This window comes from Streptomyces sp. NPDC004647 (assembly GCF_040609575.1).
Lineage (GTDB): Bacteria > Actinomycetota > Actinomycetes > Streptomycetales > Streptomycetaceae > Streptomyces.
In genome coordinates this window covers 18785-44590 of sequence record NZ_JBEXKU010000033.1, presented here as the reverse complement: position 1 = coordinate 44590, position 25806 = coordinate 18785, and the positions used below count along the sequence as shown (strand labels likewise).

Annotated in this window: 17 protein-coding genes; 11 read left to right on the top strand and 6 right to left on the bottom strand. The window is 72.4% G+C overall.

Annotated features, from left to right (window positions below; translation table 11 throughout):
• The first annotated feature begins 63 nt into the window (after positions 1–63).
• On the top strand, positions 64–1242 hold the full coding sequence (moeZ, locus tag ABZW18_RS16855; protein WP_356187939.1) for an adenylyltransferase/sulfurtransferase MoeZ: 1179 nt from the start codon (positions 64–66) through the stop codon (positions 1240–1242).
• Between the two features lie 238 nt (positions 1243–1480).
• Here the strand turns inward: moeZ and ABZW18_RS16850 are convergent, their stop codons facing one another.
• From ABZW18_RS16850 to ABZW18_RS16830, 5 genes are all read right to left on the bottom strand, one after another.
• Entirely contained in the window at positions 1481–3070 is a 1590-nt protein-coding gene (locus ABZW18_RS16850) for an alpha/beta hydrolase (protein ID WP_356187937.1), read from the bottom strand.
• A 334-nt stretch (positions 3071–3404) separates the two neighbouring features.
• Positions 3405–5528, bottom strand: a complete 2124-nt coding sequence (locus ABZW18_RS16845) for an ABC transporter permease (RefSeq protein ID WP_356188012.1) — start codon at positions 5526–5528, stop codon at positions 3405–3407.
• A 140-nt stretch (positions 5529–5668) separates the two neighbouring features.
• Complete coding sequence (gene modA, locus ABZW18_RS16840) at positions 5669–6481, bottom strand: molybdate ABC transporter substrate-binding protein (protein WP_356187935.1); 813 nt, start codon at positions 6479–6481, stop codon at positions 5669–5671.
• Between the two features lie 73 nt (positions 6482–6554).
• Positions 6555–6956 carry a helix-turn-helix transcriptional regulator gene (locus tag ABZW18_RS16835; RefSeq protein ID WP_356187933.1) on the bottom strand — a complete coding sequence of 134 codons (402 nt, stop codon included), beginning with the start codon at positions 6954–6956 and terminating at the stop codon, positions 6555–6557.
• Positions 6957–7163: 207 nt separating this feature from the next.
• Positions 7164–9722: a lysylphosphatidylglycerol synthase domain-containing protein gene (locus tag ABZW18_RS16830; RefSeq protein ID WP_356188010.1), complete on the bottom strand. Its 2559-nt coding sequence runs from the start codon at positions 9720–9722 to the stop codon at positions 7164–7166.
• 662 nt (positions 9723–10384) lie between these two features.
• Here ABZW18_RS16830 and ABZW18_RS16825 point away from each other — a divergent pair.
• The 5 genes from ABZW18_RS16825 to nudC all read left to right on the top strand — a co-directional run bounded on the left by ABZW18_RS16825 (position 10385) and on the right by nudC (position 21234).
• Entirely contained in the window at positions 10385–10771 is a 387-nt protein-coding gene (locus tag ABZW18_RS16825; protein WP_356187931.1) for an MGMT family protein, read from the top strand.
• 254 nt (positions 10772–11025) lie between these two features.
• Positions 11026–14448, top strand: coding sequence for an ATP-dependent DNA helicase (locus ABZW18_RS16820; protein ID WP_356187929.1), 3423 nt, complete (start codon positions 11026–11028; stop codon positions 14446–14448).
• A 110-nt stretch (positions 14449–14558) separates the two neighbouring features.
• The gene (locus ABZW18_RS16815) at positions 14559–18629 is read left to right on the top strand and encodes a UvrD-helicase domain-containing protein (RefSeq protein WP_356187927.1); all 4071 of its coding nucleotides are present in this window, start codon (positions 14559–14561) and stop codon (positions 18627–18629) included.
• 170 nt (positions 18630–18799) lie between these two features.
• Complete coding sequence (locus tag ABZW18_RS16810) at positions 18800–20218, top strand: M20/M25/M40 family metallo-hydrolase (RefSeq protein WP_356187925.1); 1419 nt, start codon at positions 18800–18802, stop codon at positions 20216–20218.
• 71 nt (positions 20219–20289) lie between these two features.
• A complete protein-coding gene (gene nudC, locus ABZW18_RS16805; protein WP_356187923.1) occupies positions 20290–21234 on the top strand; it encodes an NAD(+) diphosphatase in 945 nt (314 codons plus the stop codon).
• A 118-nt stretch (positions 21235–21352) separates the two neighbouring features.
• On the opposite strand, the gene ABZW18_RS16800 is transcribed toward nudC, so the two are convergent.
• Positions 21353–21595 (bottom strand): mycoredoxin, encoded by a 243-nt coding sequence (locus tag ABZW18_RS16800; RefSeq protein WP_356187921.1) that lies wholly within the window; start codon positions 21593–21595, stop codon positions 21353–21355.
• A gap of 302 nt (positions 21596–21897) precedes the next feature.
• Between ABZW18_RS16800 and ABZW18_RS16795 the strand changes: the two genes are divergently transcribed.
• The 5 genes from ABZW18_RS16795 (at position 21898) to ABZW18_RS16775 (ending at position 25801) form a co-directional block, all read left to right on the top strand.
• A complete protein-coding gene (locus ABZW18_RS16795) occupies positions 21898–24129 on the top strand; it encodes an ATP-dependent DNA helicase UvrD2 (protein WP_356187919.1) in 2232 nt (743 codons plus the stop codon).
• Between the two features lie 166 nt (positions 24130–24295).
• Positions 24296–24634, top strand: a complete 339-nt coding sequence (locus tag ABZW18_RS16790) for a hypothetical protein (RefSeq protein WP_356187917.1) — start codon at positions 24296–24298, stop codon at positions 24632–24634.
• Between the two features lie 170 nt (positions 24635–24804).
• Positions 24805–25170 (top strand): WhiB family transcriptional regulator, encoded by a 366-nt coding sequence (locus ABZW18_RS16785; protein WP_356187915.1) that lies wholly within the window; start codon positions 24805–24807, stop codon positions 25168–25170.
• Positions 25167–25493 (top strand): hypothetical protein, encoded by a 327-nt coding sequence (locus tag ABZW18_RS16780; RefSeq protein WP_356187913.1) that lies wholly within the window; start codon positions 25167–25169, stop codon positions 25491–25493. Before ABZW18_RS16785 ends, ABZW18_RS16780 begins: the two co-directional genes overlap by 4 nt.
• A 98-nt stretch (positions 25494–25591) precedes the next feature.
• Positions 25592–25801: a hypothetical protein gene (locus ABZW18_RS16775; protein WP_356187911.1), complete on the top strand. Its 210-nt coding sequence runs from the start codon at positions 25592–25594 to the stop codon at positions 25799–25801.
• Positions 25802–25806: the final 5 nt, after the last annotated feature.

The following is a 25806-nucleotide window of genomic DNA, read 5'->3' as shown; positions in this document are numbered from 1 at the left end:
ACGGAAAGGTGCCCCGCATATGCGGGGATGATCCACGTACTCTCACCGACCAACGGAGTCCCCGTGTCGCTGCCACCCCTGGTCGAGCCGGCCGCCGAGCTCACCGTCGACGAGGTCCGCAGGTACTCCCGCCACCTGATCATCCCGGATGTCGGGATGGACGGGCAGAAGCGGCTCAAGAACGCCAAGGTGCTGTGCGTCGGCGCCGGCGGCCTCGGTTCCCCCGCGCTGATGTACCTCGCCGCGGCCGGTGTCGGCACTCTCGGCATCGTGGAATTCGACGAGGTCGACGAGTCGAACCTGCAGCGCCAGATCATCCACAGCCAGGCGGACATCGGCCGCTCGAAGGCGGAGTCCGCGCGTGACTCGGTGCTGGGCATCAACCCGTACGTGAACGTCGTCCTGCACCAGGGCCGCCTCGAGGCGGACAACGTGATGGAGATCTTCTCCCAGTACGACCTGATCGTGGACGGCACCGACAACTTCGCCACCCGCTACCTGGTCAACGACGCCTGCGTGCTGCTGAACAAGCCGTACGTCTGGGGCTCGATCTACCGCTTCGACGGCCAGGCGTCCGTCTTCTGGTCCGAGCACGGCCCCTGCTACCGCTGCCTCTACCCGGAGCCCCCGCCGCCCGGAATGGTCCCCTCCTGCGCCGAGGGCGGCGTGCTCGGCGTGCTGTGCGCGTCGATCGGCTCCATCCAGGTCAACGAGGCCATCAAGCTGCTCGCCGGAATCGGTGAGCCGCTGGTCGGCCGTCTGATGATCTACGACGCTCTGGAGATGACCTACCGCCAGGTCAAGGTCCGCAAGGACCCCGAGTGCGCGGTCTGCGGCAAGAACCCGACCGTCACCGAGCTGATCGACTACGAGGCCTTCTGCGGTGTCGTCTCCGACGAGGCGCAGGAGGCGGCGATGGGCTCGACCATCACGCCGGCCCAGCTCAAGGAGTGGATCGACGGCGGCGAGAACATCGACATCATCGATGTCCGCGAGCCGAACGAGTACGAGATCGTCTCGATCCCCGGCGCCCGGCTGATCCCGAAGAACGAGTTCCTGATGGGCGCGGCCCTCCAGGATCTGCCGCAGGACAGGAAGATCGTCTTGCATTGCAAGACGGGTGTCCGCTCCGCGGAAGTTCTCGCGGTCCTGAAGAACGCGGGCTTCGCGGACGCGGTGCATGTGGGCGGCGGCGTGATCGGCTGGGTGAACCAGATCGAGCCGTCGAAGCCGATCTACTGACCGACGTAGGGCTGGCTTCGCTCCGGGTCGGCTGCTCTGCTGCTCACGGGCGTGCCCGTGCTCAAGGGTCTGCTCACCGCATGCGGTGAGCAGACCCTTCGCGCATGCGGTGGCGTGGCGGACCAGGACGCTGGCAGCGGGAAGGAATGCCACTGGCGGACCTGTCGTACGCCAGGACCCGCCGGTGGCCTGTCCGGATCCTTTCCGGCCAGGTCCGGCCAGGTCCGGCCAGGTCCGGCTAGGTGCAGACCTTGCCGTTGGGCGGGACCTTTCCGTTGAGCAGATAGGCGTTCACCGCGTTCGTCACGCACGCCCCGGTGCCGTACGAGCCGTGGCCCTGGCCCTTGTTGGTGACCTCGATGCCGACGCCCTTGCCGAGCCCGTCGGCCATCCGCCGCGCACCTTCGTACGGTGTCGCGGGGTCACCGGTGTTGCCCACGATGACGATCGGGGCCGAGCCCTTCGCGGCGACGTCCAGGATGTCCGACTGCCCCTCGACCGGCCAGCCGGTGCACTGCAGCATTCCCCAGGCCAGGAACTCACCGAAGACGGGCGAGGCCTGACGGAACGTCGGCAGCTTCGCCCTGACGTCCGCGGCGGTGTAGCGCTGTTTCGCGTCGGCGCAGGCGATCGCGGTGTTCGCGGACTGCAGGTTGCTGTAGTGGCCCTCCTGGTCGCGCCCGGTCATGGCGTCGGAGAGGGCGAGGAGGAAGTTCCCCGTCCCGAGCTGCTGCGCCTCCTCGAGCCCCTGCTTCAGATACGACCAGTAGTCCTTGGAGTAGAGCGCCTGCGCGATGCCGTTGAGAGCGCGGGTCTGGGTGAGCTGTCGGCCGTCCGTGGTCGGCAGCGGCTTGGCGTCGAGCCGGGCCAGGAGTTCGGTGATCCGCTTGCCGCCCTGCGCGGGATCGGCGCCGGTGGGGCAGGATCCGCCGTCCTTGGCGCAGTCCTTGAGGAAGTTGTCCAGCGCGAGCTGGAACCCCTTGGCCTGGCCGAGGGAGCTCTGCTCGGGGTCGTGGGTCGGGTCGACCACCGCGTCGAACACGGCGCGGCCCACCTTCTGCGGGAACAAGTGGGCGTAGACGGCGCCGAGTTCGGTGCCGTACGAGATGCCGAAGTAGTGCAGCTTGTCGTCGCCGAGGACCTGGCGCATCAGATCCATGTCGCGTGCGGCGTCGGCGGTGTCCACATGGGGCAGCACCGTTCCGGAGTTCTTCTCGCAGGCCGCGGCGGTCTTCTCGGTGAGGGCGAGGGAGGCCTTCTCCTCCGCGGCGTTGTCCGGGGTGGAGTCGGTCGCGGACGCGGCGTCCTGTGCCTTGTCGTCCAGGCAGCGCACCCCCTCGCTGTTCCCGACTCCGCGCGGGTCGAAGCTGACCAGGTCGTAGCGGGTGTGCAGGGTGGTGTAGTCCTCCTTCGCCGCGGGCGGGAGGGTGGCCACGCCGGAGCCGCCGGGACCGCCGAAGTTGAAGACGAGCGAGCCGATCCGCCGGTCCTGGTCCTTGGCCTTCGCGCGGATCAGGGCGAGATCGATCCGCTCGCCGTCCGGCTTCGACCAGTCCAGCGGGACCTTCAGGGTGCTGCACTGCCACTCGGTGCCGTCGGGCAGAGGCGCGGGCTCGCCCTCGCCCGCGCCCTGGGCCGCGGAGGGGGCAGGGCAGTCGTTCCAGCTCAGCTTCTGGGCGTTGAGCGGCCCGGTCTCCGCCTGGTCCCCGTCGCCGCAGGCAGTGGCACCCGCGGAGATGAGCAGGGCCGCTGCGGCCAGCGCTCCGGCCGCCCGTTTGGATCCTGGCCTGCCGGCTACGGCAGCTCCGCGTCGCGGTATCTCACCCATTCAGGCACTGTAGAACAGTTGATCGGCCGAGTCTCTTTCAAGCTGCTGGAGGCGCCGCTGAGGGGTCTGCCGCCGACGGGGCTCGGGCGCTCTCATCGACTCGGGCGCTCCCGTTGAGCTGTCACTCGTACGATTGTTCGATGCGGTGGGTGGTGTGCGGCGCGTCGATGACCTCGTAGCGGGCGCTGCGTACCGCGAGGGGGCTCGAGGCGTCCCGGGGCGTAGAGCGTGGGCTTCCGTACGTCGGCCGTACGTCGGCGGCGTACGTCAGGGGGAGGCAGCGGCGGCGTCGAGGGCGTGGCGGATTCTCGGAGGCCTACGTACGTGCGTTCCGTCACAGTGCGACCAGGGTGACCTCGGTCGCCTTCACGCTCACCCAGACCTCGATGCCTTCCGCGAGACCCAGTTCGGCCGCCGCGGACGGGGTGATCTCGGCCACCACATCCGGCTCCCCGGTGACCAGGACGCGCAGCCGGCCCCCCTGTGCGGTGATCTCGCGGACCGTGCCCGGCCAGACGTTCCTGGGGCTGCCGGTCGGCCGCTCGCGGTGCAGGGACACGGCCTCCGGCCCCACGACGGCGATCCCGGCCGCGGTGCCGGGCGCCAGCGGTTCGGCCGCCACCAGGCTTCCCCCGCCGTCGAGTTCCAGGCGGTCGCCCTTCGGGGCGCCCGGCCAGGCGTTGCGGCCGAGCATCCGGGCCACCCAGGGTGAGCGCGGATGCCGGGCGACCTCGGCCGGCGGCGCGTACTGGACCGTACGGCCCTCCTCCAGGACGAGTACCCGGTCCGCCAGGGAGACCGCCTCGACGGGGTCGTGCGTGACGATCAGGCAGACGCCGGGGAAGCCGGTGAGATGGCCGCGGAGGGTGTGGCGTACCTGCGCGCGGGTCGTCTGGTCGAGGGCGGCCAGCGGTTCGTCGAGCAGCAGCAGCCGCGGCCGGACGGCGAGCGCCCGGGCCAGCGCCACACGCTGTGCCTGCCCGCCGGAGAGCTGACCAGGGCGCCGGTGGGCGAGGTGGCCCACACCGAGCCGGTCCAGCCAGTCCGCGGCCTCGCGCCGGGCCTCGGCCTTGGGAACACCCCGAGCGCGCAGCCCGTAGGCGGTATTGGAGAGCGCGGTCAGATGCGGGAACAGCGCGCCGTCCTGGGGTACCCAGGCGACGCCGCGCTGGTGCGGGGGTGAGCCGGAGACGTCCTCCTCACCGAGCACCAGCCTTTGTGTGTGGGCGCGCCGGGTGAGTCCGAGGAGAGCGCGCAGCAGGGTCGTCTTTCCGGCGCCGTTGGGGCCGACGACGGTGATGGTGGTGCCGGGGAGGGCGTCGAGCGAGACCTGGGTCCAGCCGGTGACGGTGGCGGCCAGCGGCCAGGACGCGGCGTCCGTGGGCTGCTGCGGCGCCTTGTCCGTGGGGGCGGGGTCGTACGGCTGTTCTGTCGTGCTCGCGGTTGGGGCCGGGCGGTGTGCCGCCTTCGTGCCTTCGGCCGCTCCGGGACCGTCCTGCTCAGCGCCGGAGGGGCCGGAGGTGCCGGAGGGGCCGGACGTGCCGGAGGGACCGGTTGCCTCCGGGGCCGGGCCGTCCGCCGCGTCCTTACGGGTAGGTCCGGCCACGTTCTGAGCCATGACCGGCCCGGGCCCGCCGGTCTCCCGCTCGCTGCCGACGGTCGTCCCACCCGCTGGGGCGGCCGTCGGCGCGTGTGCGTCGGCAGTGCGGCGCGAGTGCTCCCGCCGGACCGCACCGCCGCCGCTCAGCCACCTCCCCCGCAGAGCGATCAGCACCGTCGTCGCGATCACCAGCAGCAGCAGGGAGACCGCGGTCGCGCCTTCCGGGTCCTGCTGGAGCAGCAAGTACACCTGGAGCGGCAACGTCTGCGTGGTCCCCGGCAGGTTGCCCGCGAAGGTGATCGTCGCCCCGAACTCGCCCAGTGCCCGCGCCCAGCAGAGGGCTGCTCCAGCGACGAGCCCGGGCGCCACCATCGGCAGCGTGACCGTACGGAACGCGTGCAGCGGCGACGCGCCGAGCGAGGTCGCCGTCTCCTCGTAGCGTGGGTGGAGCCCCGCGAGCGCGCCCTCCAGGCTGATGACCAGGAACGGCATGGAGACGAAAGCGGAGGCGACCACAGCGCCCGCCGTGGAGAAGGGCAGCGTCACGCCGAACCATGATTCGAGGACGCCGCCGAGCAGGCCCCGGCGTCCGTATCCCTGCAGCAGCGCCACGCCCGCGACCGTCGGCGGCAGCACCATCGGCAGCATGACCAGGCACCGCAGCAGGGACCTGCCGGGAACGTCCGTTCGGGCGAGCAGCCAGGCGAGCGGCACACCGAGCAGCAGGGAGAGGGCGAGGGCCCAGCCGGAGACGAACAGCGAGAGCGTCAGGGCCTCGGTGACGGCGGGGGAGCCCAGCCGCCGGGGCAGTTCGTCCCAGGGCGTACCGGCCAGCACCCCGGCGAGGGGGACCAGCAGGAACGCGACGGCGAGAAGCGCCGGGAGAGCGAGCGCGACCGGGGTGCCCCGTAGAGGAGGAGCCGAGCGACTGGTGCGACCGCGCGTCCGGCGAGCGGGGGGCTCGTCCCGGGACGTACGCGCCCCCGGGCCTATCGAGGTCACGGCTGCTGGAACCCCGCCTCACGCAGCAGCTTCTGCGCCGCGTCGGAGCTGAGCCACTTCACGAAGTCCGCGGCCTGCGCGGCGTGCTTCGAACCGGAGAGCGTCGCGGCCGGGTAGGACGCGACCGCGTTCTGGCGGTCCGGGACGGTCACGGTCGAGACCTTGCCTTTCGCGGCTGCCGCGTCCGTGACGTACACCAGGCCCGCGTCGGCCTCGCCCAGCGTGACCTTGCTGAGCACGGCCCGGACGTTCGGTTCCTGCGAGACGGGCTTGACTTCGATCTTCTGCTGGTCGAGCAGCTGTCTGCCGTAGCGGCCGACCGGCACCTCGGGGGCGGCGAGCACGACCTTCAGCCCGGCCCTGTCCAGATCGGCCAGACCCTTGACGTTCTCCGGGTTGCCCTTGGCGGTGGCGATGGCGAGCCGGTTCCTGGCGACGACGGTCGGGTCGCCCGTCTCGCCCCCGAGGGAGTCCATGGTTCGGCTGTCGGCGGTGACCAGGGCGTCGGCCCCGATGCCCTGCCGCACCTGGGCGGCCAGCTCCTGCGAGCCGGCGAAGGAGAACCGCACCTTGGTGCCCGGGTGCTGCTTCTCGTACGCGGCCCCCGCCTTCTTGAAGACATCCGTGAGTGAGGACGCGGCCAACACGGTCAGCGTCGTCGACCGCGCGTCCGCCTCACCGGTCTTCCCGCCGCTCTTCGCGACTCCGTCCTCGTCGCCTCCGTCCCCGCCGCAGCCTGCGACGAGAGGGAGGAGCAGGGCCCCGGCGAGAGCGGGCAGCGCGGCACGGCGGGTCAGGGTTCGGGGCATCGGGCTTCTCCAGACGGCTGACGCGCTGGGCGCCGCTGTTCGGCTCGGGCAGGTCGCGTCGGCGGGCTCGGTCTCAGGCGCGGTCGATATGGACGTTGGTGGACTTCACCCGGGCCACGGCTTCCATGCCCACGGCCAGTCCCAGCTCCTCGACGGCCTCGCGGGTGAGCAGCGAAACGAGTCGGTGCGGGCCGGCCTGCACCTCCACCTGCGCCGCGACATCGCCGAGCTTGACGGCGGTGATGATGCCGGGGAAGGCGTTGCGCGCGGTGGTGTACGGCTCCTCGTCGGCGTCGGCGGAGTTCGCCTCGGCGGCGAGCGTGACCGAGAAGGCCGCGAGGTCGGGGCCTTCGATCAACCGCTTGCCGGCCTCGTCCCTGCGGGTGGAGATCCGGTCGGAATCCGCCCAGCGGCGGACGGTGTCGGGGCTGACGCCGAGGAGCCTTGCTGCCTGACCGATGGTATAGGACCGCATGTGCGGCAATGTACGGGCTGTTATGGCGCAGCTGCAAGCAGAATTGGTCGAGTCTCCTGGCTGATGAGTAGCCGTTGGTGGGATCGTCCGTGTGGGCGGGCCGGCGGAGGTGCGTATCGCCCGACGTGCGTACGTGCGTACGGCCCGACGTGCGGACGGGTGGATGGGACCGTGCTCCGCCGCACTGGCGGCGGCCCCGGCGGTGTCCTAGATCGCTTCCTTACGGGTGAGGTGGGTGAAGGAGAGCCAGCCCGGCAGCACCGGCAGCCAGAACGTCATCAGCCGGAACAGCAGCACGGCGGGCGTCGCGATCTCCTTCGGCAGCCCGGCCGCGATCAGCCCCAGCGTCAGCGTGGCCTCGATGGCCCCCACACCGCCCGGCGTCGGCGCGGCCGACCCCAGCGCGTTGCCCGCGAGGAAGACGAGCGCGATGCTCGCGTAGCTCAGCTCGCCGCCGAACGCCCGGATCGACGCGTCCAGGCACATCACGAACGCCAGCGGCAGCAGCAGCATCCCGCCGATGCCGGTCAGCAGCTTCTGCGGCCGCTGCATGATGTCGAGCATCCGCGGCACCACGCCCGCGAACAGCGACCGCACCCGCGTGGAGATGAACTTCCGCAGCGCCGGTACCGCCGTCACGATCAGCACCAGCACCGCAGCCGTCAGCAGCCCCGCGATCACCGTCCGGGACGGCGAGAGCGACGGTGTGCGCTCGGTCCCGGTGAGATAGCCGAAGGTCAGCAGCAGCACGATGTTTCCACCCAGGCCCACCAGCTGGGACGCGCCGACACTCGCCACCGCGAGCCCCGGCCGTACGCCCGAGCGTTGCAGGAACCGGGTGTTGAGGGCGACGCCCCCGACCGCCGCCGGGGCGACGAGCTTCACGAACGACCCGGCGACCTGCGCCAGCACCGTACGGACGAAGGACACCTTCTCGGGCACGAAGCCCAGGAGATGGAGCGCGGCGGCGACATAGCTCAGCGCCGAGAAGGCCAGGGCGGCCGCGACCCAGTACCAGTTCGCCTCGGCGATGACGTCCTTGAAGCTGACGTGGGTGAGCTGGGACAGCAGGAAGTACGCGGCGAAGGCGCCCGCGATGAAGGTCACGAGCGTCCGCGGCCGGATCCGCTCCAGCCGGGCCGGCTCGACCGGCGCCTGCGGCCGGATCAGCAGGATCTGCTGCCGGATCTGCGCCAGCAGATCCTCTTCGCGGGCTTCCTCGATCGCCTCGTCGATCGCCTTCTTCTCGGCGCTCTTCTCGGCGCGCAGGGACTTGCGGTCGGGTGCCGAGGTGGCGTCGCCGTGCTCCTCCCGCGCGGCACGGGACGCCTCCAGCACCGCTTCCCGTTCGCGCTGCGCCCGCTCCTTGGCGAGATGCCGCAGGGTGGCACTGGTGCTGCGGCTGAGGGCGATCGGCTGGAGCAGCGGCAGGCTGTCGGCGACCGCGTCCGGGCCGATGATGTCGACGGCGGCGGCGACCGACCGCTCCGCCCCGACCCGCAGGCCCAGCGTGGTGAGCAGCTGGGCAACGTCCATGCGCAGCACGAGATCGCCCGCCGCGATCTCGCCGCCGCGCAGATCGGTCAGCACGACCGCACCGTCCCGGTCCACCAGGAGCGCGTCCCCCACCAGCCTGCGGTGCGCGATGCGCCGCGACTGCAGTGCCTGAACCTGCCGCCACGTACTGCGCAGCAGCTCGTCGGTGAGCGCCTCGTCCGGCAATGCGTCCAGGGTGCGGCCCCCGGTGTGCTCGTAGACGAGGATCACCGCGTCCGGGCCGAGTTCGGAGGTGGCGATCAGCTTGGGTGCGTTGGCCCCGGCGGCGATGGCCGCGTACGCGAGCAGGGCCTCCTGCTCCAGGGCCTGGCGCAGCGACTGGAGGCTGCGGCGCTGGGTGATGCCGCGCAGCGCCAGCCGGCGCCAAACGCGGTAGAAGAAGCCCTGCGCCTGCTGCTCGCGGTCGACGACGGTGACATCGAGCGGGGGGCCGTCCTCGAGGGTGACGAGATAGCGGCGGCCGCGGTCCAGGCTGTCGGCGTCCGGGTCCTCCTCGGTGCGCAGGGCGCTCACCGGGTGGAAGCCGACGCGGCGCAGCCCGCCGAGGAGGTTCTGGCCGGTCGGCCGTACGTTCGGGGAGCCGACGGTGTAGAGGGTCCCGTACGCGACCGTCCAGCCGATCAGCACGGTGACGATGATCGAGAACGGTGTGGCGAAGCCGCCGACGAGGACCGCGAACACCTGCAGGGACAGCACGGCCCACAGCACCACGCGCCAGCGCGGTCTGCGGGACATCCCGACCGCCGTCATATAGGCGATGACGGGCGCGAGATAGCCGTGTACGGGGTCGGTGATGTCGCCGCCCGGACTCTGCTGGGTCAGCGCGTCCTGGATCGAGTCGGGGGCGGCCCTGGCGACCCACAGATCGGTGGCCAGGGACACACCGTGCGCGAGGACGGCGGCGAGGACGCCATCGGCGATCCGCAGGCCGTCGCGCTTGATGAGCCGCTCGATGGCGAAGGCGACGGGGACGATCAGCACGGCCACGCTGGAAGCGAAGCCCGCGAAGCTGATCAGCAGCGGTGGCGCCTGTCCCGCGCCCTTGCCGATGTCCTTCTCGAGCCCTTCGGTGGTGCCGTGCGCGAAGGTGGCGATGGCGAGGACCACCGCGATGCCGAGGACACCGAGCAGCAGGCGGACCAGGTCGGAGGGCCGGTGCACGCGCGCGGGGAGCAGGGGCTCGTCCCCGGAGACCTGGTCGACGTGGATATCGTCCCCGTCGCAGTCGGCGGGGTCGCAGGTATGGCGGGCTGTTGCGCCGCCCTCCCCCTCCTCGGGATGCGGAGGGCCGGTCTCCGTGGGCTTCGTGGCAGGTGAATCGCTCTCGGTGCGCGGCGGGCCGGACGCTCTGTCCTCCGGGTGCGAGGTATCGGGAGGATCGCTGTCCGGGTGCGAGGTATCGGGAGGATCGCTGTCCGGGTGCGAGGTATCGGGAGGATCGCTCTCCCGGCGCGAGGGATCGGCTGGACCACTCTCCGGGGGCGGCGACGCACTGTTGTCCGACTGCGACGGTGTGTCGTCGGTGCGGGGCGCGGTGCCGTCCTGCCGCGGGGTTGTCCCGTCCGGTTCCGACGGCGCTTCATCCCGGCGCGGCGGCCCGGCTTCCGGCGGCGGTGGCACATCGTTTTCCGGGCGCGACGGCGCCTCAGAAGTGCGGTCCCCCTCCTGCGGAGGCTCTGCGCCCTGCTGCCCTGCCGTCTCTTTTTGATCTCGTATCACCAGTCACCGCCCGGAAGATGGTGGCACGGCCCGACACCGCAGGGGGGCATCAGGGTGCATTTCGGGGGCGCGGGATGCGGAAAGCCCGCCCCGGGGCGGCGCCGTGCTCGCTCCGTGACCGGTCGTGCCCACTGTCGGTGGCGTGCGGCAGGATGGGCCGGATGAGTCGGGAGAGCGTGTCGGCGGAGCAGCTGCCGGAGTACGCGGAGCGGGTCCTGGAAGTCGCCGAGCTGATCCCGCCCGGACGGGTCATGGCGTACGGAGACATCGCCGAATGGATCGGTGAGGGAGGCCCCCGGCAGGTCGGACGGGTGATGGCGCTCTACGGCGGCGCCGTGCCGTGGTGGCGTGTCGTCCGCGTGGACGGAGTGCTGCTGCCCGGCCACGAGCAGCGTGCTCTGGGCCACTACCGGGCCGAGGGCACCCCGCTGCGTACGGCGGCGCGCTCGGCCGCGGGCCGTCTGCCGAAGATCGACATGGCCCGGGCCCGCTGGGACGGTGGCGCGGGCGGCGGCGCGGACGAAGGAGCTCATATCTGACAGCTTCCGCCATTCGGCGGCCAAAGAGGTGATCGAGAGCCCGTAAGGAGTATTTCGAGGGGCTTCCGGAGTGCCGGAGTGACAGACGGGACGCGCTGCGGCCCGTGCCACCCCGGGCGTACCGTCGGCAGCTCGCAGCACACTCATCATGCGCCCCTGGCCGTCGGCACGGGGCACCCCGGCGGCCGTGCGCGGCCCCTACAGCCGCTCGACCAGCAAGGCAACCAGTACACCCACCAGGACCGGCGACCCACGTGAGCTCCTCCTTCTCCTCCCCCTCGCCGCACCGGCAGGTACGACCGTCGGCCTCCGGCGCGTACCGGCTGGTGCGTACCCCGCCGGGGCCGGTGGACCCTCCTGTTCTGGACGCACGTCAGCGCGCGGTGGTTGACCATGCCGGCGGCCCGCTGCTCGTTCTCGCCGGACCGGGTACGGGCAAGACGACCACGCTCGTGGAGGCGGTCACGGAGCGGGTCGCCAAGGGCACCGACCCGGAGCGGATTCTCGTCCTCACCTTCAGCCGCAAGGCGGCGGTGGAGCTGCGGGACCGGATGGCCACCCGGATGGGCGGGGGACGGGTCGGCATACCGCTGGCGACGACCTTCCACTCGTACTGCTACGCGCTCGTCCGGGCCCACCAGGACACCGAGCTCTTCGTGAACCCGCTGCGGCTGTTGTCCGGTCCGGAGCAGGACGTGGTCGTCAGGGAACTTCTCGCCGGAGAGGCCGAGCTGGAGCGGGAGGGGCGTCCCGCCGTCAGCTGGCCCGACGAACTGCGCGCCTGCCTGACCACGCGGGGCTTCGCCGACGAGGTACGCGCGGTGCTGGCGCGCAGCCGGGAGCTGGGCCTCGGGCCGGACGCGCTGGGGGCCTTCGCGGCGCGGACGGGGCGGCCGGACTGGGGGGCGGCGGCCTCGTTCCTGGCGCAATACCTGGATGTGCTGGACGCCCAGGGGGTGCTGGACTACTCGGAACTGGTGCACCGGGCGGTGCTGCTTGCCGGGCGCCCGCAGGTCGCGGCGGAACTGGCCATGCGGTACGACGCCGTGTTCGTCGACGAGTACCAGGACACCGACGCGGCGCAGGTACGGCTGCTGCACGCGCTGGCGGGGGCGGGCCGCCCGCTGGTGGCCTTCGGCGACCCGGACCAGTCGATCTACGCTTTCCGGGGCGCCGACGTCAACGGCATCCTGCAGTTCCCGCACGACTTCCGGCGGGCGGACGGCAAGCCGGCGGACGTCGAGGTGCTCGGCACCTCCCGCCGCTCCGGCGCAGCGCTGCTGACCGCCACCCGGCTGATCACCCGCCGGATGCCGCTGACCAGGCTGCCGGCGGACGCGCTCCGCGCGCACCGCGACCTCGCGGCCGTACGGGACGGCGGGCGCGTCGAGGTCTTCACGTATCCGACGGCGGGCGCGGAACTCGACAACATCGCCGACATCCTGCGACGTGCCCACTTGGAGAACGGCGTGCGGTGGCGCGACATGGCGGTGCTCGTACGAGCCGGGGGGCGCACGATCCCCTCCGTGCGCCGTGCCCTTACCTCCGCGGGCGTCCCGGTGGAGGTCGACGGCAACGACCTGCCTCTGCGTGAGGAACCCGCGGTCGCGCCGCTGCTCGCGGCCCTGAAGGCGGCGGCGACCGCCGCCCTGCACAGTCCCGCCGACGAGGCCCCGTTGGGGGCGACGTCCGGGCCGGCGTCCGGGCAGAGTCCGAACAGCCGTCCGGAACGGCCCGCGATCGACGTCGAGACCGCCATGAGCCTCCTCAACTCGCCGCTCGGCGGCATGGACGGTTCCGATCTGCGCCGCCTCGGCCGTGCGCTGCGCGACGAGGAGCGCGCCGCCGTCCGGCCCGCCGCCGGGAGCCACCCCTTGCCCGAAGCGCCGCTTCGCGCGGCACCCCTCGTACCGCGTCCGTCCGACGTGCTCATCGCCGAGGCGCTGGCCGAGCCCGAGCGGCTCACGGCGCACGACCCGGCGTACGCGCGCGGGGCCCAGCGGCTGGGAGCGCTGCTGCGCAAGGCCCGCGAACTGCTCGCCGGGGGCGGGACGGCCGAACAGGCACTGTGGGAACTGTGGGACGGCACGCCCTGGCCGCAGCGGCTGGAGCGCGCGGCCCGTCGCGGCGGTGCGGCCGGGCGGAACGCGGACCGCGACCTCGACGCCGTGTGCGCCCTGTTCGAGACCGCCGCCCGCGCCGAGGAGCGCACCGGAGGCCGGGGCGCCCTGAACTTCCTCGACGAGCTGGCCGCCCAGGACATCGCCGCCGACCACCTCTCCCGCCGCACCGTCCGCCCGGACGCCGTACGGCTGATGACCGCCCACCGCTCCAAGGGCCTGGAGTGGCGGCTCGTCGTGACGGCCGGGGTGCAGGAAGGCCTCTGGCCCGACCTCAGGCGGCGCGGCTCGCTCCTCGAAGCCGACCGCATCGGGCGGGACGGCCTCGCCGAACCGCTCACCCCCGGCGCCCTGCTCGCCGAGGAGCGGCGGCTGTTCTACGTCGCTGCCACGCGCGCGAAGGAGCGGCTCGTCGTCACCGCCGTCAAGGCGCCGGCCGAGGACGGCGACCAGCCGTCCCGTTTCCTCGCGGAGCTGGGTGTCGATCCGGTCGACGTCGCCCACCGTCCTCGCCGCCCGCTCTCCGTCGCCGCGCTGGTCGCCGAGTTGCGCGCCACCACCGTCGACCCCGCGGTCTCTCCGGCGCTGCGCGACGCCGCGGCCCGGCGGCTGGCCCGGCTGGCGGCCCTGCGGGACGACGACGGCACCGGCGACGGGGCGGGGCAGCCGCTGGTGCCCGCGGCGCATCCGTACCGCTGGTGGGGCCTGTACGAACCGACCCACAGCGAGGTGCCGCTGCGCGACCCGGCCCACCCGGTCGCCCTGTCCGGCAGCGCGCTCGAACAACTGGCCAGCACCTGCTCGCTCCAGTGGTTCCTGGGACGCGAAGTGAAGGCCGACACGCCCTCCACCGCCGCCCAGGGCTTCGGCAACGTCGTGCACGTGCTGGCCGACGAGGTCGCCTCCGGCCGTACCCCCGCGGATCTGGCGGTCCTCATGGAGCGCCTGGACTCCGTGTGGGACGCACTCTCCTTCGACGCGCCCTGGAAGTCGCAGCAGGAGAAGGAGAGCGCCCGCGCCGCCCTGGAGCGCTTCCTGAGCTGGCACGTCATGGACCGCGCCGGCCGGACTCCGGTCGCCACCGAACACGACTTCGATGTGACGCTGGAGGCCGACGCCTACTCCGTACGCATCCGCGGCAGCATGGACCGCGTCGAGACGGACGCCCAGGGCCGCGCCTACGTCGTCGACTTCAAGACCGGCAAGGCCAAGCCGACCGGCCCCGAGGTCGCCCGCCATCCGCAGCTGGCCGTCTACCAGCTCGCCGTGCGCGAAGGGGCGGTTGACGGCGCGTTCGGGGGGCGGACGCCCGAGCCGGGAGGCGCGGAGCTCGTCCATCTGCGGCTGGGTGCCCCGCAGAAGGAGGGCGGCGACCGGCTCCCCGCCCTCCAGACCCAGGAGCCCCTGGAGGGCGACTGGGCGGGCGATCTCCTGGCCACCGCCGCGGGCCGGGTCCTGGACGAGCGCTTCGCCCCCAGCACCGGGCAGCACTGCCGGCACTGTGACTTCCGCAACTCCTGCACCGCACAGCCCGAGGGGCGTCACGTGGTGGAGTGAACCAACGGGGCGTGGAGTGCGGGGGTGTGGACTACCGGGGCGCGGAGTAAGAGCTGTGAGGTGAACCCGCGGCACCTGCGCTGTCGGTGGCGGCCGTTAGCCTCACTCGGGTGGCAGCGCGCATCACCGACCCCGAGCAGCTCAAAGAGCTCCTCGGCATCCCGTTCACCCCCGAGCAGACGGCCTGCATCACCGCGCCGCCCGCTCCGCAGGTGATCGTGGCCGGCGCGGGTTCCGGAAAGACCACGGTGATGGCCGCCCGCGTCGTATGGCTCGTCGGCACCGGACAGGTCGCACCCGAGCAGGTGCTCGGCCTCACCTTCACCAACAAGGCCGCGGGCGAGCTGTCCGAGCGGGTCCGCAAGGCCCTGGTCGCGGCGGGAGTCACGGACCCCGACGGCGACCTCTGGGGCTCCGCGGCGGACCCGTCGGCGGACGCCTCGGCAGGCCCCTCGGCCGAGGCCGAGGCCACGCTCGGCGAGCCGCGGATCTCCACGTACCACGCCTTCGCCGGCCAGCTCCTCAAGGAGCACGGGCTGCGCATAGGGCTCGAACCCACCGCCCGGCTGCTCGCCGATGCCACCCGCTTCCAGCTCGCCGCGCGCGTGCTGCGCACCGCCCCCGGGCCGTACCCGGCGCTCACCAAGTCCCTGCCTGCCCTCGTCGAGGACCTCCTCGCCCTCGACTCCGAGCTCTCCGAGCACCTCGTCCCCACCGAGCGGCTGCACACGTACGACACCGCGCTCCTGCGCAGCCTGGAGGGCGCGAGACTGGGCAACGCCGATCTGCGCAAGGCACCGGAGGCGGCCCGCGCCCGGCTGGAACTCCTCGAGCTCGTGGGCACGTACCGCGCCGAGAAGCACCGCCGCGAACTCCTCGACTTCGGCGACCAGATCGCGCTCTCCGCGACCCTCGCCCGCACCCATCCCGAGGTCGGCCGCATCCTGCGCGAGCAGTTCACGGTCGTCCTTCTCGACGAGTACCAGGACACCTCGGTGGCCCAACGGCTGCTGTTGGCGGGCCTCTTCGGCGGCGGCACCGGGCACGCCGTCACCGCTGTCGGGGACCCCTGCCAGGCGATCTACGGCTGGCGCGGTGCCTCCGTGGCGAACCTGGACGACTTCCCGGACCACTTCCCGTACCCCGACGGCCGCCCGGCGGAGCGCTTCGCGCTCAGCGAGAACCGTCGCAGCGGCGGCCTCCTCCTCGACCTCGCCAACCGGCTGGCGACCCCGCTGCGCGCGCTCCACGCGGGCGTGGAGGCGCTGCGCCCCGCTCCGGGCGCGGAGCGGGACGGCGCCGTCAGGTGCGCCCTGCTGCCCACCCACGCCGAGGAGTTGGTGTGGCTCGCCGACTCGATCGCCCATCTGGTCCGCACCGGAACCCCGCCCGGCGAGATCGCGGTGCTGTGCCGTACGGCAACCGACTTCGCGGAGATCCAGGGCGCGCTGGTGGCCCGGGACGTACCCGTCGAGGTGGTCGGTCTGTCCGGGCTGCTGCACCTGCCCGAGGTCGCGGATCTCGTCGCCGTGTGCGAGGTGCTCCAGGACCCGACGGCCAACGCCGCGCTGGTCCGGCTGCTGGTCGGCCCGCGCTGGCGGATCGGCCCCCGAGACCTGGCGCTGCTCGGCCGCCGCGCCCGGACGCTCGTCCAGCACGGCGCGGAGGGCGCCGGCGGCGCGGATTCCGATCCGGACCGGCGGCTGGCGGAGGCCGTCGCGGGCGTCGACCCGGCCGAGGTCGTCTCGCTCGCCGATGCCCTGGACACCTTCCTGGTGGCCGACGGGACCGACGACGGACTGCCCTTCTCGGCCGAGGCGCGGGTGCGCTTCGCGCGGCTCGCGGCCGAGCTGCGCGACCTGCGGCGCTCCCTCGCGGACCCGCTCATGGACGTGCTCCACCGGGTGCTGGCCACCACGGGCCTGGAGGTCGAGCTGTCCGCCTCCCCGCACGCGCTGGCCGCACGGCGCCGCGAGACGCTCGGCAACTTTCTGGACATCGCCGCGGCGTTCGCCCAGGGGAGTCCGGCTCTGGACGGCCAGGCCACACTGCTGGCCTTCCTCGGCTTCCTCCGCACGGCCGTCCAGTACGAGAAGGGCCTGGACAACGCCCTGCCCGGCGGCGACAACACGGTCAAGGTGCTGACCGCGCACAAGTCCAAGGGGCTGGAGTGGGATGTCGTCGCCGTCCCGGGGCTGGTCGCCAAACAGTTCCCCAGCGAGCGGTCCCGCGAGTCCTGGACCTCCAATGCGAAGGTGCTGCCGCACGCGCTGCGCGGCGACGCCGTGACCCTGCCGGAGATGGGGGAGTGGGACGGTGCTGGGATGGCGGCCTTCAAGGCAGCGATGAAGGACCACCAGGCGACGGAGGAACTCCGCCTCGGCTACGTGACTTTCACCCGTCCCCGCTCCCTGCTGCTCGGCTCCGGTCACTGGTGGGGGCCTGCCCAGAAGAGGCCTCGTGGGCCGTCCGACTTCCTCGAAGCGCTGCGCGAGCACTGCGAAAAGGGATACGGCGAGATCGAGGCATGGGCCGACCCACCGGAGGAGGGCGCCGACAACCCGGCCCTGGAGAAGTCGTCCGCCGACCGGGCGTGGCCGCTCCCGCTGGACGAGGAGGCCCTGGCCATGCGCCGCCGCGCCGCGGACACGGTGCTGGCGCACCTGGACGGGCTCATGCGGAGCGACGGGGACACGGGAGCGCCCGTGGGGGCCCCCGGGGACGCGGGGATGCCTGCCGGTACTCGCCATGAGAGCCGGGGGCGTTCCGGATCCGTCGATGTCCTTGTGGCGCCGGACTCCGGCGGTTCCGGGCACCCTGAGGACGGGAACTCCGCCCCGCGCCCCTCGGAACGGGGAACGATGCCCGTCCATGCGTACGAACCGGACCGGTTTCTGCCCGAGGGCGATCCGGAGCCGTTTCCGCCCCAGGACGACCCGGAGCGCACCGAGGTGCTCTTTCCGCCCGAGGACGACCCGGACTTCGCCCCGCCACCTGAGGAGGACGCTCCGGACGGTGACACCGACCCCGGTGACTGGGACGCGTGGTCGTCCGACCGCCCCGCTGCGCTGCCCCGCTCCACCGTGCCGCTCCGCTCCACAGCGGATTCAGGCGTCGCTGCGCCCGCCGGGGGCAGGGCACCGGCCGAGGAGCGCCCGGCGGCCGGCCAGTCGTACGCGTCAGGGGGCCCGGACGTCCTGTCGGCGACCCCCGTGCGCGCGCCCGGGGGAGGCGCCGGGGCCCCCCGCGTGCCGCACCAGGGGCGGCCGCGCCCGGCCGACGATCCCGCCCGTCCTGGTCACGGCGCGGCCCCGTCGGACGCCGGCGAGCGGGGAACCGCCGGGCCCGGACCGTACGGGACCGCCGACGACCCCTCGGTACAGGGCGCCGGGGAGCTCAGGACCGCCGGGCCCGGACCGTACGGGCCCGGCGCCGGCCCTTCCGTACAGGCCGGGGCGCACCCCTCCGCCGGGCTCTCGCCGGAAGAGGCGCGGGCAGTCGCCTCCTGGGACCGGGACCTCGAGGCGCTGGCCGGGGAGCTGCGGCGGGCCCGCGCGACCGTACGGGACGTGGCCGTACCGCCCGCCCTGAGCACCTCCCAGCTGCTCCGGCTGGCCGCGGACCCCGACGGCTTCGCACAGGACCTCGCCCGGCCCATGCCCCGCCCCCCGCAGCCCGCCGCGCGCCGCGGCACCCGCTTCCACGCCTGGGTCGAGTCGCGCTTCGAGGAGCTGCCGCTGCCCTTCCTCGGACTCGACGAGCTACCCGGCGGGGCCGACGACGACACGGCCGACGCGGAGATCGCGGATGAGCGCGATCTGGCCGCGCTCAAGGAGGCGTTCGAACGCACCCCGTACGCCCACCGCACCCCGCACCGCGTCGAGGCACCCTTCCAGCTGACCCTCGCAGGGCGGGTGGTCCGCGGCCGCATCGACGCGGTGTACCGGCACAGCGGCGCGGACGGCGACAGCTACGAGATCGTCGACTGGAAGACCGGCCGCGGCCGGACCGCCGACCCGCTCCAGCTCGCGGTCTACCGCCTCGCCTGGGCCGAGCAGCACGGCCTGCCGCTGTCCGCCGTGACCGCCGCCTTCCTGTACGTCCGCAGCGGCGAGGTGGTCCGCCCGCCCGACCTCCCGGACCGTGAGGCGCTGGAACGCATCCTGCTCGGCGAGGGCTGAACATCCACGTGGTGGACAGCGCCGCCGTAAATGGGGCAGAACGGGATCCGCGGTGACTCCGACCGGGGTCGCGCCGTGCGGGCCGGTCCGCAGGGCGACCGAGTCCGTCCCGCGGCCGCCAGGCGGAGCGGGCGGAATACCCCACTCGCCCGGCCGGTAGGCTCCCAGGCATGAGCAGCACCCCGGACAGCGCCGTCCGCGCGTACATCGACGACCACCGCGCCGCGTTCCTCGAGGACCTCGCGGAGTGGCTGCGCATCCCTTCCGTTTCGGCCGACCCGAGCCGCGCGGCGGACGTACGGCGCAGCGCCGAGTGGCTGGCGGCGAAGCTCACCGGGACAGGCTTTCCGGTCGCCGAGGTCTGGACCCCTCCGGCAGGCCCTGACGGTCCTGGCGCCCCCGCGGTCTTCGCCGAGTGGCCGTCCGGCGACCCGGACGCCCCCACCGTGCTCGTCTACGGCCATCACGACGTGCAGCCCGCGGCCCGCGAGGACGGCTGGCGCACCGACCCGTTCGAACCGGTCATCGAGGACGGCCGGCTCCACGCGCGCGGGGCGGCCGACGACAAGGGCCAGGTGTTCTTCCACACCCTGGGCGTCCGCGCGCACCTCGCCGCGACCGGCCGTACCTCCCCCGCCGTCAATCTCAAGCTGCTCATCGAGGGGGAGGAGGAGTCCGGCTCGCCGAACTTCGCCGCCCTGGTGCGCGAGCACGCCGACCGTCTCCGCTGCGACACCGTGATCGTGTCCGACACGGGCATGTGGTCCGAGGACACCCCCACCGTCTGCACCGGCATGCGCGGACTCGCGGACTGCCAGATCGACCTGTACGGGCCGGACCAGGACATCCACTCCGGCTCGTTCGGTGGCGCCGTGCCCAACCCGGCCACCGAGGCCGCCCGGCTGGCCGCCGCCCTGCACGGCGCCGACCGCCGTGTCGCCGTCCCCGGCTTCTACGACGGCGTCATCGAGCCGACCGACCGCGAGCGCGCACTCTTCGCCGAACTGCCGTTCGACGAGGTGGCCTGGCTGCGCACCGCGCACTCCCGCGCCACCCTCGGCGAGGACGGTTACACCACTCTGGAGCGGATCTGGGCGCGCCCGACCGCGGAGGTCAACGGCATCGGCGGCGGCTACCAGGGGCCCGGCGGCAAGACGGTCGTGCCCTCCACGGCTCAGCTGAAGCTGTCCTTCCGGCTGGTCGCGGGCATGGACACGGAGAAGGTGCAGCAGGCCGTACGCGCCTGGGTCGCGGCGCGGCTCCCGGCCGGGATCCGGCACGAGGTCACCTTCTGGGGCGCGACCCGCCCCTGCCTCACACCTCTCGACCATCCGGCGCTGCAGTCCGTCGTGCGAGCCATGGGCCGCGCCTTCGGCCAGAAGATCCGGTTCACTCGTGAGGGCGGTTCCGGCCCCGCCGCGGATCTTCAGGACACCCTGGGGGCGCCGGTGCTGTTCCTGGGAATCTCGGTGCCGTCGGACGGCTGGCACGCACCGAACGAGAAGGTCGAGCTGGATCTGCTCATGAAGGGCGTCGAAACCGCCGCGTACCTGTGGGGCGATCTGGCGCAGAATGGCCGGGAGGCCTAGATCGCCCCGTTCTCCGTCGGCTCGCGCGCCTCGATGAACCATTTGTCCCGCAAGGGGAGTTGGAAGCAGCTGTGACCACCTGGACCGATCGAACCGCCTTCCCGCGGATCCCCCTGACCGGGGCGAGCGCGATCGACCGTGAGGCGCACCACCGCCTGGACGAGGCCTGGCTCGCCGCGGCGTGGAGTCACCCCACGACGCGGGTCTTCGTGGTCTCGGGCGGGCAGGCGCTGATCGACGACACCCCCGACGGCCGCACCGAGCTCGTCATGACGCCCGCCTTCGAGGCGCCCCCCACCGAGACCCACCGCTATTTCCTGGGCACGGACGAGGACGGGGTGCGCTACTTCGCGCTGCAGAAGGACGCCCTTCCGGGACGGATGGACCAGTCGGCCCGGCAGGCCGGGCTGCGGGAAGCGGGGGCGCTGCTGTCCGAGCGCGACGCCGCCCTGATGGTGCACGCGGTGGCCCTGGAGAACTGGCAGCGGCTGCACCGCTTCTGCTCGCGCTGCGGCGAACGCACGGTAGTCGCGGCTGCGGGCCACATCCGGCGCTGTCCGGCCTGCGGTGCCGAGCACTATCCGCGTACCGACCCCGCTGTGATCATGCTGGTGACGGACGATGAGGACCGGGCGCTGCTCGGCCGCCAGGTGCACTGGCCCGAGGGCCGCTTCTCGACGCTCGCGGGCTTCGTCGAGCCGGGCGAGTCGATCGAACAAGCGGTCGTACGGGAAGTCCTCGAGGAGGCGGGTGTCACGGTCGGCGAGGTCGAGTACGTCGCCAGCCAGCCGTGGCCCTTCCCGTCGAGCCTCATGCTGGGCTTCATGGCGCGCGCCACGTCCTCGAAGATCCGGGTGGACGGCGAGGAGATCCATGAGGCGCGGTGGTTCTCGCGGGACGATCTGCGCGCGGCGTTCGAGTCGGGGGAGGTGCTGGCGCCGTCCGGCATCTCCATCGCGGCACGGCTCATAGAGGTCTGGTACGGCAAGCCGCTGCCCGCGGGGAGCCCGCGCTGAGGCGGACGACCCGGCGGACAGCGGCTCTCGGTGCCAAGGGGGAGGGGACGGCCCCAGGGGTACGTACCGGGGCCGGACCTGTAGGGGCCCGGACCTGCGGGGGCCGGACCCGTCGGGGTCAGACCCCGATCCGCTCCTTGACCTGGGCCAGGGAGGGGTTGGGCAGCGCTGAGCCGTCCGGGAAGAGCACGGTCGGCACCAGCTGATTGCCGTTGTTGACCTTCTCGACGAAAGCGGCCGAGGCGGGGTCCTGCTCGATGTTGATCTCGGTGTACGCGATTCCTTCGCGCTCCATCTGGCCCTTGAGCCGTCGGCAGTAGCCGCACCACGTCGTGCTGTACATCGTCACAGTGCCCTGCATCGGTCCTCGTGCTCCTTCGGCTATGGCGTCAACGTCGGTGGTGGAACGCGCGACCTCTCCGGTGCATTCCCCTCCGGGGTATCCAGGTGACCGGTGTCTCGGAACCACAGTGGCCCCCGGGGACCGGTGTTCTCGAGGCCCTGGAGGTCCCGGGGAATCCGGCGGCCTCGGGCGCAGCCGCTCCCCGGTGCCGGGGGCCAGGGGGATCAGCGCGACGATACCCACCGTGCCGGTACGACCGGAAGGGCACAGCTGTGGACAACCTTCCCGGCCGTCCCACGGGACCTGGCAGCATGGCGGCCGTGACATCAGCAACGGACTCCCCCTTCTTCCCGGCTGTTCCCGACTCGCCCGACGCGGTACTCGACGGGCTCGACCCGGAGCAGCGCGAGGTCGCCACGGCCCTGCAGGGTCCGGTGTGCGTGCTGGCGGGGGCGGGTACGGGCAAGACCCGCGCGATCACTCACCGGATCGCCTATGGCGTGCGAGCGGGGATCCTCCAGCCCGCGGGTGTGCTCGCCGTCACCTTCACCAACCGCGCCGCGGGGGAGATGCGGGGGCGGCTGCGCCGGCTCGGCGCGGGAGGGGTCCAGGCCCGGACGTTCCACTCGGCTGCTTTGCGCCAGCTCCAGTACTTCTGGCCCCGCGCGGTCGGCGGCGAGCTGCCGCGGCTCCTCGACCGGAAGGTCCAACTGGTCGCCGAGGCGGCGGCCCGCTGCCGCATCCGGCTGGACCGCAACGAGCTGCGGGATGTGACCAGCGAGATCGAGTGGTCGAAGGTCACCCAGACCGTGCCGGAGGACTACCCGGGGGCGGTGGCCAAGTCCAGCCGCGAGGCACCGCGCGACCCGGCCGAGATCGCCGGGGTGTACGGCATGTACGAGCAGCTGAAGCGCGACCGGGGCGTCATCGATTTCGAGGACGTGCTGCTGCTGACGGTCGGCGTGCTCCAGGACCGGCACGACATCGCCGACCAGGTGCGCCGCCAGTACCAGCACTTCGTGGTCGACGAGTACCAGGACGTCAGCCCGCTGCAGCAGCGGCTTCTCGAGCTGTGGCTGGGCGACCGGGACAGCCTGTGCGTGGTCGGCGACGCCAGCCAGACGATCTATTCCTTCACCGGTGCCACCCCGGACCATCTGCTGAACTTCCGCACCCGGCACCCTGACGCCACGGTCGTGAAGCTCATCCGCGACTACCGCTCCACCCCGCAGGTCGTGCACTTCGCCAACGGCTTGCTGGCGCAGGCCCGGGGCCGGGCCGCCGAACACCGGCTGGAGCTGGTCTCGCAGCGTGGCCCCGGCCCGGAGCCGGTCTGTGCCGAGTTCCCCGACGAACCGGCGGAGGCCGAGGGCACGGCCCGTCGTATCCGGGAGCTGATCAAGCCTATTGAGCAGGGCGGCGGAGGGGTCCCGGCCAGCGAGATCGCCGTTCTCTACCGCATCAACGCCCAGTCGGAGGTCTACGAGCAGGCCCTCGCCGACCAGGGCGTTCCCTATCAACTGCGCGGAGCGGAACGGTTCTTCGAGCGTCCGGAGGTACGCGAGGCGGGTGTGGCGCTGCGCGGTGCCGCCCGGGCGGGGGGCAATGACGCGCTGCTCGAGGACGTCGTGGACCTGGCGTCCCAGGTGCGGGCCGTTCTGGGCACGAAGGGTTGGACAGCGGAGCCCCCGACCGGCTCCGGCGCCGTACGGGACCGCTGGGAATCGCTCGCCGCTCTGGTCCGGCTCGCTGAACAGTTCTCTTCGAGCCGCACCGCGGCGGGGCTCGAACAGACCACCCTGGCGGACTTCGTGGCGGAGCTCGACGAGCGGGCCAACGCACAGCACGCCCCGACGGTGGAGGGCGTCACCCTCGCCTCGCTGCACGCCGCGAAGGGGCTGGAGTGGGACGCCGTCTTCCTGGTGGGTCTCACCGAGGGCATGATGCCGATCACTTACGCCAGGACCGACGAGCAGATCGAGGAGGAGCGCCGGCTGCTGTACGTCGGCGTCACCCGTGCCCGGCTCCACCTCAGCCTCTCCTGGGCGCTCTCCCGCTCGCCGGGCGGCCGGGCCACGCGCCGTCCCAGCCGCTTCCTCAACGGGCTGCGGCCGGGTTCCGCCGCCGGGGCGGGGACCCCCGCACCGGGCGGTGGAGGTGGGATCGAGCGGGGCGCCGCCCGGCGCAAGCGGCCCGGACCGGTCCGGTGCCGGGTGTGCGGCCGCACGCTCACCGACGCGGGCGAGATGAAACTGATGCGCTGCGAGGACTGTCCCTCGGACCTCGACGAGGCGCTGTACGAGCGGCTGCACGCATGGCGGGCGGAACAGGCCGCGGAGACCGGCCAGCCCGCCTTCTGTGTCTTCACCGACAAGACGCTGATGGCCATCGCCGAGGCCGTACCGGCCGACGAGTCCCAACTGGTCGCGATCGCCGGAGTGGGCGCGCGCAAACTCAACCGGTTCGGGGCGGATGTGCTGGCGCTGTGCGCGGGTCAGGAGCCCGCGCGGGAGGCGCCGTCGGGCAACGGCGAGGAGTCCGCGGGGGACTGATACGAACTCGTCGAGAAAATAGTTTGCGCATGCCGCAGGAATCCCCATAGCCTTCCGAACACGGAGGCAAGCGGGCTTCTCCGAGCCCATGCAGCCGTGTTGTACTGAAGAGCCCATAGGACTGGTGCAAACCAGTCCCCCGAGACGCCGAGAGGAGGCGAGCCCAATGATCAGCATCAACAAACTGGCCGGTCGTGAGGTCATCGCCTCCTGCCTGCCCGGCGTCACCGTGCCTCTCGGTACCGGCCTGTCCGGCGCCGTGGAAGCGCGCCCGGTCGAGCGTGAGCGCGGCAGTGTCGCGATCAGCGGACGACCGACCCAGGCACCGGCGGCAGTAGCAATGGCAGCGGCACAGGCATCGGCCTATGCCCTTGCGGCCAATGGTGCCGACCTCCAGCAGAAGTGGACTGATGGCGGTTTCGCCGGCTTTACGACCTCTGCGGCCGAGCAGCACCACACGATGAGGGCCTTCCGCGGGCTCGAACCCTGGAGAGATCCAGCCTGATCGCGAAGATCAGGTCGGCACCTTCCAGGGCCGCGGAACCCGAACCGGGATCCGCGGTCCTTTTCGTTGCCTGGGGACGAACGTCCACCCGGCAGCGGAATCGGAAAGTGACCCGGTACCGACCGAACCCCGGCTCACCCGGCCGGCCGAAACGACGAGGAAGACAAACCGTGCCCAGCTCAGCGCACGCCCCGTCCGTAACGCACGACGCTGCGATCCCCCCGCCCGGCTCTTCGGAGGTCCCCTTGACTCAGCTGACCCAGCTCACCCTGCTCGATGACGAGATCGAGCGCCTCGGCGAGCTCGTCCCCTGCCGTTCGTACGACCCGGAGGTCTTCTTCGCCGAGACCCCGGCCGACGTCGAGTACGCCAAGTCGCTCTGTCAGACCTGCCCGCTGCGTGAGGCCTGCCTCGCGGGCGCCAAGGACCGGCGGGAGCCGTGGGGCGTCTGGGGCGGCGAGCTCTTCGTCCAGGGTGTTGTCGTGCCCCGGAAGCGGCCGCGTGGCCGCCCCCGCAAGAACCCGGTCGCCGCATGACCGCCCCCGGAACAATCGACCGTCCTCATACGCGCTACCCCCAGAAGCAGGTCCCGACGATGAAGCCGTCCACCCACGAACCGTCCGCCGGCGACACCCCGGCCCGCAGTACCTCCGGCGTCAACACCTCGCGCCAGAACAGGAACCGAGAAATGCAACTCATCCCAGAAGCCATGGCCCGTGCCCGAATGCAGGACCGACTGCAAGAGGCCGAGTCCGAACGCAGGGCCGTGAGCCTGATCACCGCCAGGCGTATGCAGCGCCGCGCAGAGCGCGCCTCGCTGCGCGCCCGCCGAGCTCTGGCCATGGCCCTGATGCAGTAAGCACGACAGCGTCGTGACGCACCGCGGGGCCGGTTCGCCGAACCGGCCCCGCGGTGCGTTGAGACCCGTCTCGCGCGGTGCGGGGATATCGTCGGCAGGTGGAACAGCAGACTCATCACCCCGCACAGCAGGGTGCCGAGGACGAGGCCGTTGTATGCGCCCGCTGCGGTGCCAGCGCGGCCGGACCGCCCCCGCCCGTGACTTGGACCTGCTCAGTGGAGAACGGCAGCCGCCGCTACTTCTGCGAAGGCTGTGCCCGCGAGAACATCCGCGCCATCGAGGGACGGCTCGACTCGTCCTGGTGGTAACGCTG

Bases quoted from the DNA above. Each gene is read 5' to 3' on its own strand.
- ABZW18_RS16850 (WP_356187937.1), bottom strand. From the start codon at position 3,070: ATGGGTGAGATACCGCGACGCGGAGCTGCCGTAGCCGGCAGGCCAGGA.
- modA (WP_356187935.1), bottom strand. From the start codon at position 6,481: ATGCCCCGAACCCTGACCCGCCGTGCCGCGCTGCCCGCTCTCGCCGGG.
- ABZW18_RS16835 (WP_356187933.1), bottom strand. From the start codon at position 6,956: ATGCGGTCCTATACCATCGGTCAGGCAGCAAGGCTCCTCGGCGTCAGC.
- ABZW18_RS16825 (WP_356187931.1), top strand. From the start codon at position 10,385: ATGGGCCGGATGAGTCGGGAGAGCGTGTCGGCGGAGCAGCTGCCGGAG.
- ABZW18_RS16810 (WP_356187925.1), top strand. From the start codon at position 18,800: ATGAGCAGCACCCCGGACAGCGCCGTCCGCGCGTACATCGACGACCAC.
- ABZW18_RS16800 (WP_356187921.1), bottom strand. From the start codon at position 21,595: ATGCAGGGCACTGTGACGATGTACAGCACGACGTGGTGCGGCTACTGC.
- ABZW18_RS16790 (WP_356187917.1), top strand. From the start codon at position 24,296: ATGATCAGCATCAACAAACTGGCCGGTCGTGAGGTCATCGCCTCCTGC.
- ABZW18_RS16780 (WP_356187913.1), top strand. From the start codon at position 25,167: ATGACCGCCCCCGGAACAATCGACCGTCCTCATACGCGCTACCCCCAG.